The following is a 15,429-nucleotide window of genomic DNA, read 5'->3' on the forward strand; positions in this document are numbered from 1 at the left end:
CCCACCCGGTCTCCCGGCCATCCCCTGTCCGCTTCGAACAACTCGGGACCAACGTCCTTGGCATCGGAGAATCCACTCCGCGCCTGTCATGGACCCTCGCATTCGGCACGCCTGCGCCAATTGGGTACGACTGCGCATCCGGATCAATGGTCACGAACGCACCGAGCGGCGCCTCAGCACCGGGAACACTTACCAGCCATGGCGATTTCGCCGGCGCTCAAGCTCCACTCGACAGCGAGCTGGGGCATGCCAACACGAAAGCTAGGACCGTGCAGAGTCGAAAAGGTGGACGATCCGCTGATGACGCGGATCAGGGTCAGGCGCCCGGTGACTGGCTTTGCAGGCTACGGGACCGAGGCAGAGCTCCCTTAGCGAAAGAAACTTGCTCTACATATTCCCGGCTGGACTACACCCCAACCTGACGTCGAGCAGCAAGGAATGGAGCGTCAGAATAGCGTCCGAAAGGCTGTTCCTGCACATGCTCAGCGCACAGCCTTAGATTCAAACCTGACAGCTGGGCCCGCAGAGGAGCCGCGGAAGCATCCTTCAGCAATTGCGCAACGGCCTGTTGGGACTACCCTCGGTCCTGTTGGCTCCTTGACCTAGCGTTCATTCGCGGACGGCCAACATTTAGGACTGTCAGTGGGGGTTAGTAAGGTTGAACCTTCACTGGATCAAGGATTGGGGCATTGGTCATGACGCTCAAGGCAGACGTCGATCAAGCGGTAGACGAACTAACGAGGACGTGGTCGACAACGCAGTGGGGAGTGACACGAAAGGACGTTCCTGATCCGGACGGTATGGGGTATTCGGACGGAAAGCTAGTAAATGCCACGTTCCTCTACGCAGACATGGTGAACTCATCTGGGCTTGTGGCCGCCACGAAAAACAAAGAAGTGGTAGCTAGCGTGGTCTCCGCTTTCCTAAAGACGTGCGTGCGGATTATCAGGTCCCACGATGGCCACATACGAAGCTTCGACGGTGACCGTGTTATGGGTGTTTTTAGCGGCCCGAGTAAGGAAACGCGCGCTGCTGTAGCTGCTCTCCAGATCCACCACGCCGTTACGTTTCTTCTTGACCCCAAGATCCAGAGCAGTTTTGCAGATATCAAGGCAGCTGGCTGGCACCTTTCGCATGCTTCTGGAATCGCGACTAGCCCGACGTTGATGGTGAGGTCCGGTATCAGGAACAACAGCGACCTCGTGTCCATTGGAGTCGGCCCAAACCTGGCTGCCAAGCTGAGTGACATCCGAACGAGCAAGTACAAGACATACATAGGCGCTGGAACATACAGCGAATTGGAAGAACGAGCGCTAATCGGCTCTGACAAGTTGAACATGTGGACAGGACCGCACAGTCTTTCCATGGGTGGGGGAAGCTACTCCTATTACTCGTCTTCTGCCTTCGCCGTGGAGTCGGCCATCATTGCAACCACCGTGGCGCTCTCGGCTGACGGACGACTCTTCTCAGATCTCAAGGGCTGGCTTGACGTCCTGTTTTACTGGATCGGCATACTGTCGTTGATGGCAGGAGCCTTCTTTGCTATTGTCGTCGTCACACCGCGCCTTAAAGCCGCTATCGTCAAGAAAATGGCAGGTGACAACTTCATCTACTTCGGCCACGCCCAGTATTGGGAAAGTGATGACCTGGCTACGGCACTCAGGGAACGGGACATCCTCCCCGTGATCACGCGGCAGATCGTCGTGATGGCTGATATCGCGTGGCAGAAGCACAGGTGGGTGCAGTTGTCGATGACACTAGGTGGCGTAGGCGGCGCGCTACTCGTGGCGTGTGGGCTGATTCAAAACTTCTAGATGCCGGGAGTATCTGGATCGTCTTTAGGGAACTGTCGCTCAAAACGACTGATTTCTTCATCGTCAGGATTGCGGAGCTGTCCCCGTTTAATATCGTCCGCGATTCGGTGCACGAAGTCCACGAGGACATCGTAGTCAGGATCCTCTTAGTACCCAACCGATAACAGCGTGGGCCTCAACCGGTATCGGCGGGGGCCTACGCTACGTTCACTTAGTCTTGTGATTTTTTTCGAAGCGGTCTGCCGCGGGTTCATAGGAACGGGGGTGCCCGGGTGAGGTAGCGAAAGCACTCCTTGCTCCCATGCGGCCCGCCAGATGGCCGCCACTTAGGGCCGGATTAGTTGAAGTAAAGAGAGAACAAGCCGCCCGTAACAACGAAGTAAGGAGCACTTGCTACTCTGAAGATATGAATGAAGGTAATGGCAACTCCGCGGTATCGTCCGATGATCTGCATCGCTATAATTTTGCCTTAGCTGCGATTCGACAATTAGGTGACTATGCGGTTACAACTTTTCGCAGTGGAAAAGTACATGTTCAGATCAAGCCCGATGGTACGCCAGTCACCAATATCGACAGGGACATCGAAGAGAAGTTCATCCAGCTCGTAGAAAAAGAATATGGCGATGAAGACGTGGTTCTTGGCGAAGAGCTATCAAACCCGGAAGATGGAGTGCCCGAGGACAAACGCATCTGGAAGCTCGACCCGCTCGACGGAACTGGATGGGTGCAGCGCCTCCTAGAGTCCGGAAGCGCGGACCATGGCGAGCTCCGCGCGCTGATACTCGCCGCACACTTCAGGCATCAAGAAAAGATTCCAGTTTTTGGAATATGTCATAGTCCATTCTTCAGCAATAGACCTACAACGCTGTCGGCGATCGATAATGGAACCTATTATCAGACTGTAAATCGAGCGCCTACTCGTCTCATCAGCGCCGCCTTAGGCGCGCCCACTGATGTCCGTCTCGTGACGCGCTACGAGAAAAACGGCCTCAACGCTGCCACTCAAGATGTGAGCGAAGAAGAGTTGAAAAAGCTTATGCCCAAGGCTAGGCGAGTCAAGGCACCTTTATTCATGGGTAATATTCCACTGAATAAAGTAGAAGTTTCTATCTTCCCTGGCCCTTCCCAGCCGCATGACGTTGCCGCGGGTGCACTAGCCGTCATCAATGCAGGGGGTGTAGTGAAGGACTTCGACGGTAACAGTTACAACGATATCGACTGGAGGCGTTACCCGATAAATGGTGTCATAGGAGGAGTCAATGAGAAGTTAGTCGATCAGATCATTGCACATTACAAGCGTCAATAGCGGCCCTTCAAACTGTTGACGCCTTTGTGGGTGCACGATCTCCTGTCACATTGCTGCTTGCCGTTACCTCTGTGAAGAACGGCGCCGTGAGGTAGGAAGGAGTTGGCACGGTCACTCGAAACACAGGTTCCCGACGATGTGTTGGTTTTCAGAGGACATGAGCCAGGTCTTGCTACTTAGCGACCCACTGCTCTAAGAGTGCCTTCGGTCGCTCAACTGTGGACGAACCCGAAAAGTGCCAAGCATTCTGTCGCCAGAATCCCGCCGTGTCAGCCAAAGTTTGGAGCTCGCGGGAAGATGGAATGTGCGTGAGATAAGAGCTCAGAGAAATCTCCCCTTGGCTCGCGGCCCCGGTTATCCGGAGGTCACCAAACTCCGCTCGGCCCAAGTTCTGTACAAAATATGTGAATTGCTCACGCAAGCGGTAATTTCTTCTAACATGATGACTAATAAACAACAATCCTCCGTCGCGTAACACTCGCCTGGCTTCGCGAAGCGTGTCGAGCCTTCGCCTTCGTGGAAGAATCGCTTCAATAACATGGAATGAAAGCATTGCGACGTCGGCGGAAGAATCCTCCCATGGAAGCTGGCAGGCATCTGCCACGGAGACGTCGGCTTCGGGGTGTCTCTTTCTAAAGGCGTGAATTTGTCCGGGGGCTATGTCGCTCCCCCTATACTCGGCTCCGGTTGCCAGAACTGATTCGTAGAGCCTTCCAGAACCGCACCCTATGTCGACTACCATCGGACCTTCCGATTGTCGAAGCTTAGCCAAAATGGCGTCTTCGCCCTCGAAAACCGGAAGTCCGGCCAACCAGTCGGCCGTTTCTTTTTGATTGTAAAATTCCAAGTTGTTTTCGCTCATGCAAATCTTTCTTTTGATCGGAGTTCAGTAAACTGTTATTTGTTCATAAGTATCAAATATGGCCATATGCGTGGCCTTTGTGCCTTCCAAATCGGTTCTGTACTTCGTAGCACTGTGATCTAGGAGGGATTCGACTACGTCCCTTAGAAGTTCGGCGTGACCGGGACCGTACTGGTCAGGAAGTCTGGAGAGCCGCGCGATTTCCCCTTCAATATCATCCGTGACCACTGACCATGAAGGACGCTCAGAACCTACGACTAGCAGGGTCTTATCGATCAGATCGATACGAATAATTTGGCGTTCCTCGATTGACGCATTCGTGGTTGCGGTGACTCGAAGGACGCGGTCAGTATCCGTTCGGAAGGCAGCAGTAAGATAGTCCTCAACCCCCAGGGAGCGGCTATCAATTCCCTTGGCGTCTACGAGGCGCAATTTGAAATCGGTCAGGAATATAGCCAAGTCGATGGCATGAATCGCCTGGTTTACTCCTACTCCTCCGCCGCAATGCTCCCGCGACCCTTTCCATGAGTCATAGTAGTCTCGGTCACGTCGTAAACTTTGAAAGCAATGCACTTGTTGGACGTTCTCGCGTTCGGATACCAAGTACTGTCGGCAAAGTTCCATGTCATTGTTGCATCGCTGTGTAAAGCCGCAAAAGACGCGACCTCCTGTAACGGCGGCTACCTGCGTTATCCGCTGCCAGTCCAGCCGCGTCAGTACGAGCGGCTTGTCACAGACGACATCGGCGCCGGATTTGAGAGCGCGGATAATCTGTGAAGCATGTTGATCATGCGGTGTGGCTAAAAGTACTAGGTCAGGCTTCAGCGCAATCCAGTCAGCGGCCTCGTCCATGGCGGCGGCATCATGCTGGGCAGCAAGATTGTTTGCAGTTGTCCCCTCCTTGGAGACGACGGCGGCTATTTCGAGTCCAGGGAGCTGCATTGCGGCCTCCGAGAATAGGCGCCCGGCCTTTCCTGCCCCGATAAGCACAGCCCGAAGCAAAGGGCGAGGCTCACGCATCTGGCAGAAAACACTTGAACGCAAGGCCTTGGGCAACCTCATTGCCGTGGAACTGTTCGACGGTGTATACCTTCTCGAATCCCTCAGCCTTTAAAAGGGTTCGTAGACCTGCGTCATCGTAAGCTCTCAGGTGTTCTTCATGATGGCCAATGTCGCTATGTCCCCAGTCACCATCTGCGTGTGGCACCGACCCGACGAGCAATCCACCGGGCTTCAGGACCCGAGCGACTTCCTGCAATACGACGCTGGGTTCGAGTACGTGCTCCAACAATTCCGCGCATATAGCCGCATCAAATGAGTTGCTTGCAAAGGGAAGATCCTCCGCGAATCCGTGCAGAGCATCCACCCCCCGGGACTTCGCTACTGCAACGAGCTCGTGGGAAAGATCGATCCCGGCAACTGCGCAACCCTTCTTTATAAGGGCGGCGCCGAACGCCCCGCTGTTGCACCCCACATCAACGACCTTCGACGCCTCGGGTATCCACGCAACGATAGTTTCCAGCCTGTCCAGATCTGGACTGTCTGCATCAAAATGTCCCTGAGCATCCATGTCCGTGTATGTCGAATAGAAGTCCGCCATTTCCTCTAGTGACGCAGGCAGAATAGCTACGCCGGCAGGCACTGCCACCCCCATAGGTTCAGCAAACCCTTCTAGACCGCAGACGTGTAGGACGTTCGTCTCACTTACATGCTCAACGCCTCGATTTTCTCTAAGCCACGTGGTCACATCGGATAAAGCAGGCTTATCAACGCGCCAGTATCCTTTAAAGTCGATGACCTCAAACGTAAGCGATTCTCCATCAACACGGATGAAAGCTTTCACAAAGCGATGCCGTGTGAGGACATTCTTCTTCTTGTAGTACACCCCAACCGGCGTTTTTTCAATTTCGCTTACCGTCAAGTACTTGTGATCGATTCCGGCGTCAGGAGATGCCAGAAGGAAGTCAGATACCTCAATCTTTCCCGTCACTGTTCCTCCAGTACGTCTGCGATGATGCTGGTTACTTCTTCCGCCTCGGCAGAGGTGATAGTTAGTGGGGGCTTAATTTTGAGCACATTAGGGTCGTAACCGCCTAGGCCCAGCAATAAGCCGCGTTTCAGCGCGCGTTGGCGCATAGACGCGGCTATAGTGGTGGACGGGTTATCGCCTGGGGAAAATTCAATTCCTATATGAAGTCCAACCTGCCTCACATCGAGGATATAGGAGTGGTTTGTCTGCAGGTTACCGAGGGTAGTTTTGATCTGATGCCCACGGTGATTCGCGTTTGCTAGTAGGTTGTCTCTTCGCACTATTTCGATCAACTTGCTCCCAACGCTGTGAGCTAGTGCCGAGGTGGCAAAGGTGTGCAGGTCATAAACACCACCGGGAGGAAATGGGCGTTGGTCAGACCTCAGTAGCACAGCACCGGCCGCAAACCCGCCGCACAAGCCTTTACCCAAAACGATGAAATGCGGGCGGAGCTCGTCCGCCCAGGTAAAATACCTTCCCGCGCGCATGTACGTCTGGATCTCGTCAAAGATGACAAAAAATCCGTCCCGATCAGCGCGCTGGCAGAGGTGGCGCATCCACCATTTCGGCAGGATTCGCTGGCCGCCAGACCCTTGGATCGGCTCGACAATAACGGCCAGTAAGTCGTTTGACAGTTCATCTATTTCTGCGTCTAAGAGGTCGATGTGTTTGCGCATGTCATCGTCAGCGTTAGCACCCTCGCCGTCAGTCGCGGTTGCTGGGAACGTCAGAGTGGCATAGGTGCCACCACGACCGCGGAACGAAGATAGCGTGCGCCGGGCGGGTGATACGTCAGAATTGGCCGGCCAAGACGCTTGAGCAGTCCCAAGTGTCGTACCGTGAAACCCGCCAGTTAGTCGGGCAATCGTGTTGCGGTTGGTGCCTTGGAGGATACACAACTTGATAGCTGTTTCGATCGCCAGTGCACTAGTCGCGGTGTAAGCGACGCGATTGTAGAAGTCCCTGTTCGCATTGTCCGGAACGAGATCTAACAAGTCTGCAGCAAAGGTTTCACGTTCTTGTGTGGCAAACCCTTGATGGACATGCCAGAGTCGATCCATCGTCGCCGACGCGTGCTGGCGGAGTTCCTCATTCGAATGGCCCAGGTACAAAGCCCAACTCTGCGAGGTGCAGTCCATATAGCGATTGCCTGAGGAATCCCAAACGTACAATCCCTCCCCTCGCGAAATGTCAATTGCGGGAGTACCGCCTCCAAGGGTTACGGCTGAGGGATGGGTCATGAGATCACCGGCCGCACGTGGCCCCCATGGTCCGAGGCGACTGAGGTTGTCCCCAATCTTCGTCCAGCAGGAGGAAACTCTTTGAGTGCCAGGAGCCGCGATGATGAGAAACTCGAGCCGTAGATGGCGGTGGGTCTCTTGCCCGCCCCCTTGTCGGGTTCACTTCCTCCGCCGAACTCGACATGACCGTCAGCATCCGTCACGTCTCCGAGCCGCGACGGGTAAACGCCATTCATCGCGAGCTTATGCAGCGTTGCTTCTAGCTCCGAGGAAGCGATCGTAAACAGCAACCGGTCGTCACCCGCGATTCCGTTCAGTGCAAATTCTGCTGGATCCGTATCCAGATATCTGCCGGCGATGAGAGCTGACTCATCCAACGGAATCGATGATGTATCGATCGTGAGACCGACACCTGACGAACTTGCGAGGTCTTTGCAAGATTTGGGGAGACAATCATTTGCATCGATGCATGAGGTAACGGAACCGCTCTGCCTTAGAAGCGCTCCGACGGACAGTTCGGGTCGGTAGTCAAGGAACGATTTGCATAAGACCTCCCACTCAGTCGAGTCGAGTTCGTCCGCGACCCCAGAATTGAGGATCGCCAAGGCAGCATCCCAGCCTCCTACAGGCCCGCTGACGAACAATACGTCCCCCGGTTTCGCGGTGCTGCGGCGCATGGCAGTACCTCGAGGAACCACACCAACTGCTGTCGTGGAAACACCAAATTCACCTCGGGACATATTCGAGGCCTGCAAAAGAAGTCCGCCGTTACTCAGAAGTACATCGCCTACTCCTTGGCCAATTGCATCAAAGTCCGCAAGATCGAAGTCGTCGGGCGCCCGTACATCGATCTGGACGCCGTATAAGGTAGCCCCAGCGGCGGCGATGTCACTGACGGCTTCATTGACTCCACGGCGGACTAACGACCTGATATCCTCACCAGGAAACGCTTGACGCTCATTTATTTGATCTGACGTAATCACAACTTGTTCATCCGGTCCTGCGTCGATCAGGCACGCGTCTTCGGCACCCGGTTCCCAAGCCGCTACTCCTTGGCGAATAGCGTCAATGGCCGACGATTCATCCCAAGCTGCCGGGTTTGCCTCAAAAAGCGTCATGTTAGGACCTTTCCTAGAATTAGCTCAGAATGGCATAAGAGTGCCAGCGATGGCGGGATCCCCAGGAAACTTTGATGAAAGTTTTGAATTGTTACGAAATGTGGGGCACGAGACGACTGAAGTGCACTTTTCGATAGACGCCCGCTGGCATTTATAGATTAAAAGTAAGAGCAAGTGTCCACATCTTCGAACATCGCTAACGAGGCCTAGGGCGTGCGACAGAAGAGCGCATTGCTGCAGGCCTTTCCCTTCGCCTTGGGCTAAGCACGGCATGCAAGGCTGGTAACCTGCGGACAGCTTGGTCAAGCTCAACTCTGTATGTCTTTTACCCTTTCAGAGGACACACAGGCTGGGATACCAAAGAAGGACCTTCAGGAAGTCCTGCTCGCGGTGGCGAGTACAATTTCGGTCTTCGAGACTTCGCCGCACCCCGCGCCAGATTGATCATCTCGATGGCTCGGCCAACTCCTCAATAAGCTCTTCTTTGCTCATCTCGTACAGAGTAGAGAACTCACCAATCGGTACCACGGAGCTTAAGATGCGGTCGGGGTAGACGTGGACCAGGTTGAATGCTTGAGCACCATTCTGGCCCCGTATCTCGCCCTTGGGGACATTCAAATCTTGGGTATAACAGGTCGCGGAGGCCACGGTAACGGGAACGCTAGCGAATGTGGAGAAGCAAGAATAGTGCAAGTGACCGCCTAGGATTCCCGCGCACGTCGGTTCCTTCGATGACCTTAGCCAATAGATCCTGATCGCGGAGCTCTACCGCAGCCATGACATCCAGCGGACTTGGGACCGGCGGGTGGTGCAAAGCCAGAAGCGTACCGTGAGGGGCTGGTGTAGCGAGGACGTCGTCGAGCCATGACAGCTGCTCTTCGGTTATCTCCCCATAGTGTTTGCCGGGGACAGTGGTATCTAACGCGATCACGCGAAGCCCGTTAATATCGTGCACTATGTCCACGGATTCTTGGTTGGCCTCAGAATCTAAGAGACCAGCCCTGAAGGCGGAGCGTTCATCATGATTGCCCATGACCCAAATGATCGTGGCTCCGAGTTCTTCTGCCATGGGCTCGACAATATTCCGTAGGCGGACATACGCTTCCAGGGAGCCGGTTTCGGCTAGGTCTCCGGTAAACACCATGGCCTCGGGCGTGATCTGGGCCTTCACGAGGACGCGGAAAATCTGGCGAAGCTTTTCGTCGGTATCCACCGTTCCGTATAGGAGTTCGCCGTCAGTAACGAAGTGAGTGTCGCTTATGTGCAGGATGAAGTGCTGTAGTTGGGGCTGCTGTGTCATTGATACTCGCTTTCACCGATATGAGCTGAGTCGTGGCTTGGTAGGGCTCGCGGAGCGGCGACGGGAGCCTGTCATAAATCACCAAGCAAGGCCATTCACATAGAGGATGACCCTACTCATGCTCACACCGTCCTGCGTTCTTGTTGCCGCCCGAAGCCGTGCGCGGTCCGTTCGAAATTTGCTTATCCTTTGCCCAATCGAACGCTTCCATAGCAAGATGAGCTCCGGAAGGCCTCATATCAATAGAGGGCAACTCGTCCAAACCGATGAAGGCGATCTCGCTGAGTTCACCGTCCCACGTCGAAACCCTGGCATCAACGATTTCGCAATGAAACAAGCTAACTACGAAAGCGGCCTGATCGCCATTAATATATGTCACTTTAAACTGGGGACCGCCATAACAGCCGATTAACGATCTAGCGGCAACCTTCAGTCCGGTTTCTTCTGCGATCTCTCTAGCAACAGCTACGGCCGGGCTTTCATCCAACTCAATGCAGCCACCTACCAAATCCCAGAGCCCATCGTCGCGCTGCTTGCCAAGCAGTAACCTGCCGCGATCATCAAAAACTGCACCTGCTGCCGCCGGCAGCAACGCAAGCCTGTTTCCAATGACCTCCCGCAGCCGGGCGACATAACCAATCGACATATCCCCCCCATGTCCTGACGCTCCCACGATTTGCATGCTCCTTTCTGGGCTAACTCTAAGTGGAGGGCATAAACATGACGCTGTTTCAGCCGAATTGGACACCTTGGCCGTAGAGGCACCCGCAGCGATCCACCGGCTACCGGCCGCGGCGGCCGGTTCGTCGCCGGGTCATGTGCGGTGATGGAGCGCGCACCGCTTCAGCCTGTGGACCGTTCATCCAAGGCACGTCTGCGGCAGTGCGGCTGGGGCTCCGGAGGCGAACATGATGGCTTGGCCGCGGGGGAATGCGGCCAGGCGCGAGACCGTCCAGCGTGCGTTCCTTGCGGTCGTCGTCTTTGCTGCATGAAGTGCCCTTTTTGGAGCGCTTCTGGTCATGTTGGATTGGCGGTACTCACCCACCAGTTGTGCAAGCTCGTTCAGGAACGCGGCTCGGCAACGCCCCCGCCGCCGTAGACCTTGATGGTGGATGCGCTCCAGAGCTTTCGCATGCCGTCGCGGACCCCAGTTCTTCGGAGGCCTCGACTGTGCCATGGTCAGCGCCGCCACCAGCGGGCCTGCAGGGCCCTTTGTCTTCCTTGGAAAGGCTGTACAGCGTCCCCTTGGAGTGCACGATCTTGCCGGATCGAACTGGGGACCGCTGATCGTCGTCGCCTGAGGCGTCACCAGCGGGCCACCTGGGGGTTGATGGGCAGGAGGCCATCTGCAGTGCCGTGCAGCCGTACACGCCGCCGCTTTGTTTCTCGGGACTGTTCAGTTCTCTTCGTTCCGTTACGACCGTGCCGATTTTCCTCATGACCATTCAATTCGAGTACTGAAGGTCGGGTGCAGATTTTGATACTCGTGGGATGCGCTTTTGCAATAGGCTGCTAGCCTTATTTCATGGCAAAAAAGACAGTTGTTCTGCTAGAAGATGATATTGACGGCTCGGAGGCTAGCGAAACGATATTTTTCGCCCTCGACGGTAGTGAATACGAGATTGACCTCAATGAGGGACACGCTAGCGAACTGCGTGAAGCACTGGCGCGCTTTACCAGCGCTGGACGCAAAGTTGCTGGCGGACGTGGCCGTCCGGCAGCTCGCACCAAGTCCTCCCCCCACGGCGGCCCGGACGCCAAAGCAGTACGGATGTGGGCTGCTGAGAACGGCATACCAGTAAATACGCGTGGTCGTATCCAAGCCGAAGTTGTAGAGAAGTACGAAGCGGCTCACTAGAATCACCAGAAACAAAATCAGGGTTTGAATTCATTACGGATTCCGGCCCTGATTTTTATTTTCCCGTATATAGGACCGCATCTAATCTTTTAGGCAGAGATAGTCCTTACGTCGGGAAACCAACCCGTTGGGGCCTTTTTGGGTTCGAGATGTTCGGGGTCGCGGTGTTCTTTCATGTCGCAGTTGTAGAACGGTCCTTGTGGGTCGAGGAGGACTTTCATGTGGTGGTCTGCGTGGTCGCGCCACCAGACGCTCATGCCGGTGGCGGGGTTGAGGCGCAGGTGTTCCCAGGCGCGCCACATGGCCGCTACGCGTGAGACGGCTTCGGGGTGGAAGTACCATTCGATGCACCATTTTGCGGATTTTCCGGTGACGCTGCGGACGTAGGTGGGCAGGAGCTGCTCGTGCAGGAATTCTTCGGCTGAGCCGTAGACGAGTTCAGGGGTCTTCTCGGTCTTTCCGTCTTCGTTTTGGGCTGAGCCAGGTGCGGGAGTGTCTGTGTCGAAGAGTTCGAAATCATCTGTCATGGGTTGCTGCTTCCTTACCCTGTGACCCACGGGTTGGCCGTTGGTGCGGCTGCAACGGGGACTGGTTCTGCTTCCGGCTGCGGGCTGTACTTCTTGATGGAGGCTTCCACGGATTCTGTGTGTGGGCCGGTGTACCAGGGCTCGGTTCGGACGAGCGTGGCGGGTGCGCCGGAGGCGAGGATGACGGCGCGGCCGCGGTCCAGTTCAGCGAGGTTGGAGACATCGAAGATGCGTTCCTTGGCTTCCTGGCGTGAGCGGCTGGACCCGGACTTGCCGGAGGAGATGGAGATATTGGTGTAGCTGTAGTCCCCGATCAGGTCCGAGAGTGCGCGGAGGAACCCTTCTTCGGCCACGCCGCCGCCGTAGACCTTGACGTTCGCGGCGGACCAGATCTTCCGCATGTTCGCTTCGCCCCAGAGCTCCACGCCTTGGGACCAGGACTGCAGGATGCCCATGACGATCAGGCCCTTGGAGCCGTAGTGGCTGAACTGGTCCGGCAGGCCGGCCCAGCGGACGACGTTGGCCAGCTCGTCGAGGGCGAACAGTGCGGGCTTGGGAAGGCGGCCGCCGCTGCGCTCGGCTCGTTCTTCCATGGCCTCAGCGATGGCTACCGTCAGTGCGGTGGTGAGCGGGGCGGCTGAGCCTGCCCCTTCTTTGGAGAGGATGTAGATCGTCTCTTGGGAGGCGGCGAAGGCGTGCGGGTTGAACTGCCGGCGGGCATCACTGGCGACGCTCGCGCCGCCCGTGGGGGCGACCCAGCGCAGGGTGTTCCGGCTTTTGAGGCACTGGATCATTTTCTCGGCTGTGCCGAAGATTCCGTCGCGCTGTTTGTCGGCCAGTTCCAGTGTGGATTCCAGGCCTTTGTACTGCAGCTCGTAGTCGTGTGATTTGAGGATGTTGATGGGTTCGCGGTTCACCTGTTCGGTCACCCACAGGTACACCTGCGTGATGGGCAGCCCGCCGAGTGCGGCCGCGAGGAAGTACGAGGACAAAATGTCTTCGGCCTTGGGATCGAAATAGGCGTCCGGCTTGGATCCAGGGACCCGGGAGCCGACTGAGAAGTGCTGGGTGAGCTTGTACGCCTTCTCTTCGTCGGTGACATAGGACAGGGGGTTCCACCACCAGTCAGGTTCTTCCTGGGCGATCTTCTGCGGATCGAAGACCCACACCGGGGCCAGGTTCTCGCGGACGCCGCGGGTGCCGTCCACGACGTCGCGCTTGTTAGAGGTCGAGACAACGGCGCCGGGTGCGTCCAGGATGGCGGGCATCACCCGGGAGGTGGACTTTCCCGTTCGGGGTCCCCAGATGTCGAGGCTGAGGTCTTCCCAGGACTGGATGAACTTCTGACCGGTGGAGACAACCTTGCCGACGACGATGCCGGGGTTGTCCTTGATACCGAGGCGTTCGGCTTTGGCCTGTGCGCCCTTTTCGGAGAATGCGTCGAGGGATTTGCCTCGGCCCAGGTAGCGGGCGGCCTTGTCGACCCGGGCGCGTTTGGATGCGCCTTTCCGCCAGGCCATGAGTACGACGATGGCCAGCGCCAGGATCAGGCCGGTCATGACGCAGACGACGATGGTGGACTGGGTTGGCCAGGGCACCCTGCCTTTGATGAGCCCGGCGATGAGGTCGATCGGGTGGGTCGGGGGCGCGGCGATGCCGGCCATCCAGGACCCGAGGTGGACGGCAGCGTAGGTGCCGCCGCCGAAGATGACGATGGCGCCGATGGCCAGCCAGACCAGCAGGGCATCTTCGAGGCCCATTCCTTTGCGGTTTGGTGCGCTCACAGCGTGCCTCCTTCTGTGGGCAGCGCTGGTGCTGCCGGGTCCATGAGCGTTTTTGCCGGTGCGTGCCACCGGGTGTCGGTGTCGTTCAGTCCGTCGTTCTTCTCGATCGAGGTCAGGCCGATCTGGACGGGGATACCGGGCCGGCCGCCGACCTTGATGAGGAACTTGCCCCGGCCCGGGGGTTCGACGTCGAGGCCGCGTGAGTCCCAGGCGGGCGGGTCCTGCCAGGAGGTGAGCTTTTGCTGCTCCTTCCGGGAGAGGGGAATCGCGGAGGTCAGTAGCGGCATTTCCGAGGCGGGGAGGCCGCCGCAGATCACCATGCCGGAGCGTTCGACGAAGCCGCGGGCCTTCATCCGGTCTTCTTTTGCCGGCAGTGCCAGCAGGTCGGACATGGTGTGGGAGATCATGATCTGCCCGACACCGACGGACCGGTTCAGACGGGTGAGGGCGTCCACCCGGTCGACCATGCCCTTGCCGGAGCGCAATGCCCGCCAGAGCTCGTCCAGGACCACGAAGTAGTTCCGCCGCGGTTCCAGGCCCGCGTCCGAGAGAGCGTTGGCGACGTTCACGGTTCCGAAGCCGTAGGACCAGCAGGCCAGCAGTACGGCGGCTTGGAGGTCGGTTTCGGTTTCGTCGATGCTGGAGACGTCGAAGACGACGGCGCGGTCCCGTTTCATAGGGTTGGTGGTCTGGCGGGAGAAGATTTCTCCCAGCTTCCCTCCCCCGGTCAGGCCCAGCAGCGTTGCTTCCAGGGCACGGGTTTCCTGCAGGTAGACGTTCATGTCGCCACGGTCCAGCGCGACCTGCCGCAGCTCATCCGGTGCGGAAACGATGACATCCAGGAGGTCCTTCAGGACCGGGATGCCGTCGAACCGGTCATCGAGGACCCGCAGGGCCCGGTCGAGGATGGTTTGTTCCTGGTCGGTGGGCGGGTTGTTCCGGCTGATGGTGATGAGGGAGACGACTATGTTCAGCCGGCGGCCGTGCGCGTCGGCGCGGACCCGGGTGGCGGCTTCGTGGTGGCCGTGTTCCTCGAGGAGCTGGGCGACCTCGACGGCCTGGCCCGGATCGAGAATGTTCAGGTACCCGACGCCGCGGCCGAGCTTGATGACCTGCCCGCCGAGGGCTCCGACGGCTTTGACGTGCTCGCCCTTTAGGTCCCCGAGGACCAGGGGGTTGACGCCCTGTGCGGCGAGGCCCAGGAACATGCGCCGGACCAGGGTGGACTTGCCCAATCCGGGTTTGCCGAGGATGAAGGCGGAAGGGTTGGAGATGAGGCGGGCGCGCTGGAACCAGCTGATCGGGTCACAGCAGACCGTGGCCTGAGTTTCCTCATGCCGGCCCAGCGGGACACCGATCATCGGTGAGGAAGCGCCGGAGGAAAACGGCCACAGGCCGCAGACTTGGACGGTGGTTCCCCGGTACTCCTTCACGGACGGGACGAGCTGGGCCATGCCGCCGCCGCGTCCCGACCAGCCACGGGCACCGGGCCCTGCTTCGCGCAGCTGCTGCTTCCCGGACTTGCCGGCTTTGTCCTTTGGCGCGCCTTTTGCTGGCATTACTGTCTTTACTGTCATTGACTGTAAAAGG

At 57.4% G+C, this 15,429-nt stretch carries 13 protein-coding genes; 3 read left to right on the forward strand and 10 right to left on the reverse strand.

Annotation, left to right across the window (positions count from 1 at the left end; genetic code table 11):
* Positions 1-695 precede the first annotated feature (695 nt).
* Both AC3A4Z_RS12775 and AC3A4Z_RS12780 read left to right on the forward strand, forming a co-directional pair.
* The gene (locus AC3A4Z_RS12775) at positions 696-1,814 is read left to right on the forward strand and encodes a Pycsar system effector family protein (protein ID WP_498711882.1); all 1,119 of its coding nucleotides are present in this window, start codon (positions 696-698) and stop codon (positions 1,812-1,814) included.
* Between the two features lie 406 nt (positions 1,815-2,220).
* On the forward strand, positions 2,221-3,120 hold the full coding sequence (locus AC3A4Z_RS12780) for an inositol monophosphatase family protein (protein ID WP_498711883.1): 900 nt from the start codon (positions 2,221-2,223) through the stop codon (positions 3,118-3,120).
* A 172-nt stretch (positions 3,121-3,292) separates the two neighbouring features.
* On the opposite strand, the gene AC3A4Z_RS12785 is transcribed toward AC3A4Z_RS12780, so the two are convergent.
* The 7 genes from AC3A4Z_RS12785 to AC3A4Z_RS12815 form a co-directional block, all read right to left on the reverse strand.
* Entirely contained in the window at positions 3,293-3,982 is a 690-nt protein-coding gene (locus tag AC3A4Z_RS12785) for a class I SAM-dependent methyltransferase (RefSeq protein ID WP_498711884.1), read from the reverse strand.
* 24 nt (positions 3,983-4,006) lie between these two features.
* On the reverse strand, positions 4,007-5,044 hold the full coding sequence (locus AC3A4Z_RS12790; RefSeq protein ID WP_498711885.1) for a Gfo/Idh/MocA family protein: 1,038 nt from the start codon (positions 5,042-5,044) through the stop codon (positions 4,007-4,009).
* Positions 4,995-5,972 carry a class I SAM-dependent methyltransferase gene (locus tag AC3A4Z_RS12795; RefSeq protein ID WP_498711886.1) on the reverse strand — a complete coding sequence of 326 codons (978 nt, stop codon included), beginning with the start codon at positions 5,970-5,972 and terminating at the stop codon, positions 4,995-4,997. The genes AC3A4Z_RS12790 and AC3A4Z_RS12795 overlap by 50 nt, the downstream gene beginning before the upstream one ends.
* Positions 5,969-7,252 carry an aminotransferase class III-fold pyridoxal phosphate-dependent enzyme gene (locus tag AC3A4Z_RS12800; protein ID WP_498711887.1) on the reverse strand — a complete coding sequence of 428 codons (1,284 nt, stop codon included), beginning with the start codon at positions 7,250-7,252 and terminating at the stop codon, positions 5,969-5,971. The genes AC3A4Z_RS12795 and AC3A4Z_RS12800 overlap by 4 nt, the downstream gene beginning before the upstream one ends.
* Positions 7,249-8,370, reverse strand: a complete 1,122-nt coding sequence (locus AC3A4Z_RS12805) for a thiamine-phosphate kinase (protein WP_498711888.1) — start codon at positions 8,368-8,370, stop codon at positions 7,249-7,251. Before AC3A4Z_RS12805 ends, AC3A4Z_RS12800 begins: the two co-directional genes overlap by 4 nt.
* A 661-nt stretch (positions 8,371-9,031) precedes the next feature.
* Complete coding sequence (locus tag AC3A4Z_RS12810; protein WP_498711889.1) at positions 9,032-9,670, reverse strand: metallophosphoesterase; 639 nt, start codon at positions 9,668-9,670, stop codon at positions 9,032-9,034.
* Positions 9,671-9,782: 112 nt separating this feature from the next.
* On the reverse strand, positions 9,783-10,352 hold the full coding sequence (locus tag AC3A4Z_RS12815) for an NUDIX domain-containing protein (protein WP_498711890.1): 570 nt from the start codon (positions 10,350-10,352) through the stop codon (positions 9,783-9,785).
* Positions 10,353-11,195: 843 nt separating this feature from the next.
* On the opposite strand from AC3A4Z_RS12815, the gene AC3A4Z_RS12820 reads away from it, so the two are divergent.
* The gene (locus AC3A4Z_RS12820; RefSeq protein WP_498711891.1) at positions 11,196-11,528 is read left to right on the forward strand and encodes a histone-like nucleoid-structuring protein Lsr2; all 333 of its coding nucleotides are present in this window, start codon (positions 11,196-11,198) and stop codon (positions 11,526-11,528) included.
* Positions 11,529-11,617: 89 nt separating this feature from the next.
* Here AC3A4Z_RS12820 and AC3A4Z_RS12825 read toward each other — a convergent pair whose 3' ends face one another.
* The 3 genes from AC3A4Z_RS12825 to AC3A4Z_RS12835 are packed head-to-tail and all read right to left on the reverse strand — an operon-like array spanning position 11,618 to position 15,398.
* Positions 11,618-12,055, reverse strand: a complete 438-nt coding sequence (locus tag AC3A4Z_RS12825) for a DUF4913 domain-containing protein (RefSeq protein ID WP_498711892.1) — start codon at positions 12,053-12,055, stop codon at positions 11,618-11,620.
* Positions 12,056-12,069: 14 nt separating this feature from the next.
* Positions 12,070-13,839, reverse strand: coding sequence for a type IV secretory system conjugative DNA transfer family protein (locus AC3A4Z_RS12830; protein WP_498711893.1), 1,770 nt, complete (start codon positions 13,837-13,839; stop codon positions 12,070-12,072).
* Positions 13,836-15,398 (reverse strand): helicase HerA domain-containing protein, encoded by a 1,563-nt coding sequence (locus AC3A4Z_RS12835; RefSeq protein WP_498711894.1) that lies wholly within the window; start codon positions 15,396-15,398, stop codon positions 13,836-13,838. The genes AC3A4Z_RS12830 and AC3A4Z_RS12835 overlap by 4 nt, the downstream gene beginning before the upstream one ends.
* Between the last annotated feature and the right edge of the window lie 31 nt (positions 15,399-15,429).

The sequence above is a fragment of the Arthrobacter sp. Soil_C_49 genome, assembly GCF_057656635.1.

Coding starts and splice junctions, on each gene's coding strand:
- AC3A4Z_RS12775 (WP_498711882.1), top strand. CDS start 696: ATGACGCTCAAGGCAGACGTCGATCAAGCGGTAGACGAACTAACGAGG.
- AC3A4Z_RS12780 (WP_498711883.1), top strand. CDS start 2,221: ATGAATGAAGGTAATGGCAACTCCGCGGTATCGTCCGATGATCTGCAT.
- AC3A4Z_RS12785 (WP_498711884.1), bottom strand. CDS start 3,982: ATGAGCGAAAACAACTTGGAATTTTACAATCAAAAAGAAACGGCCGAC.
- AC3A4Z_RS12790 (WP_498711885.1), bottom strand. CDS start 5,044: ATGAGGTTGCCCAAGGCCTTGCGTTCAAGTGTTTTCTGCCAGATGCGT.
- AC3A4Z_RS12800 (WP_498711887.1), bottom strand. CDS start 7,252: ATGACCCATCCCTCAGCCGTAACCCTTGGAGGCGGTACTCCCGCAATT.
- AC3A4Z_RS12805 (WP_498711888.1), bottom strand. CDS start 8,370: ATGACGCTTTTTGAGGCAAACCCGGCAGCTTGGGATGAATCGTCGGCC.
- AC3A4Z_RS12810 (WP_498711889.1), bottom strand. CDS start 9,670: ATGACACAGCAGCCCCAACTACAGCACTTCATCCTGCACATAAGCGAC.
- AC3A4Z_RS12815 (WP_498711890.1), bottom strand. CDS start 10,352: ATGCAAATCGTGGGAGCGTCAGGACATGGGGGGGATATGTCGATTGGT.
- AC3A4Z_RS12820 (WP_498711891.1), top strand. CDS start 11,196: ATGGCAAAAAAGACAGTTGTTCTGCTAGAAGATGATATTGACGGCTCG.
- AC3A4Z_RS12825 (WP_498711892.1), bottom strand. CDS start 12,055: ATGACAGATGATTTCGAACTCTTCGACACAGACACTCCCGCACCTGGC.
- AC3A4Z_RS12835 (WP_498711894.1), bottom strand. CDS start 15,398: ATGCCAGCAAAAGGCGCGCCAAAGGACAAAGCCGGCAAGTCCGGGAAG.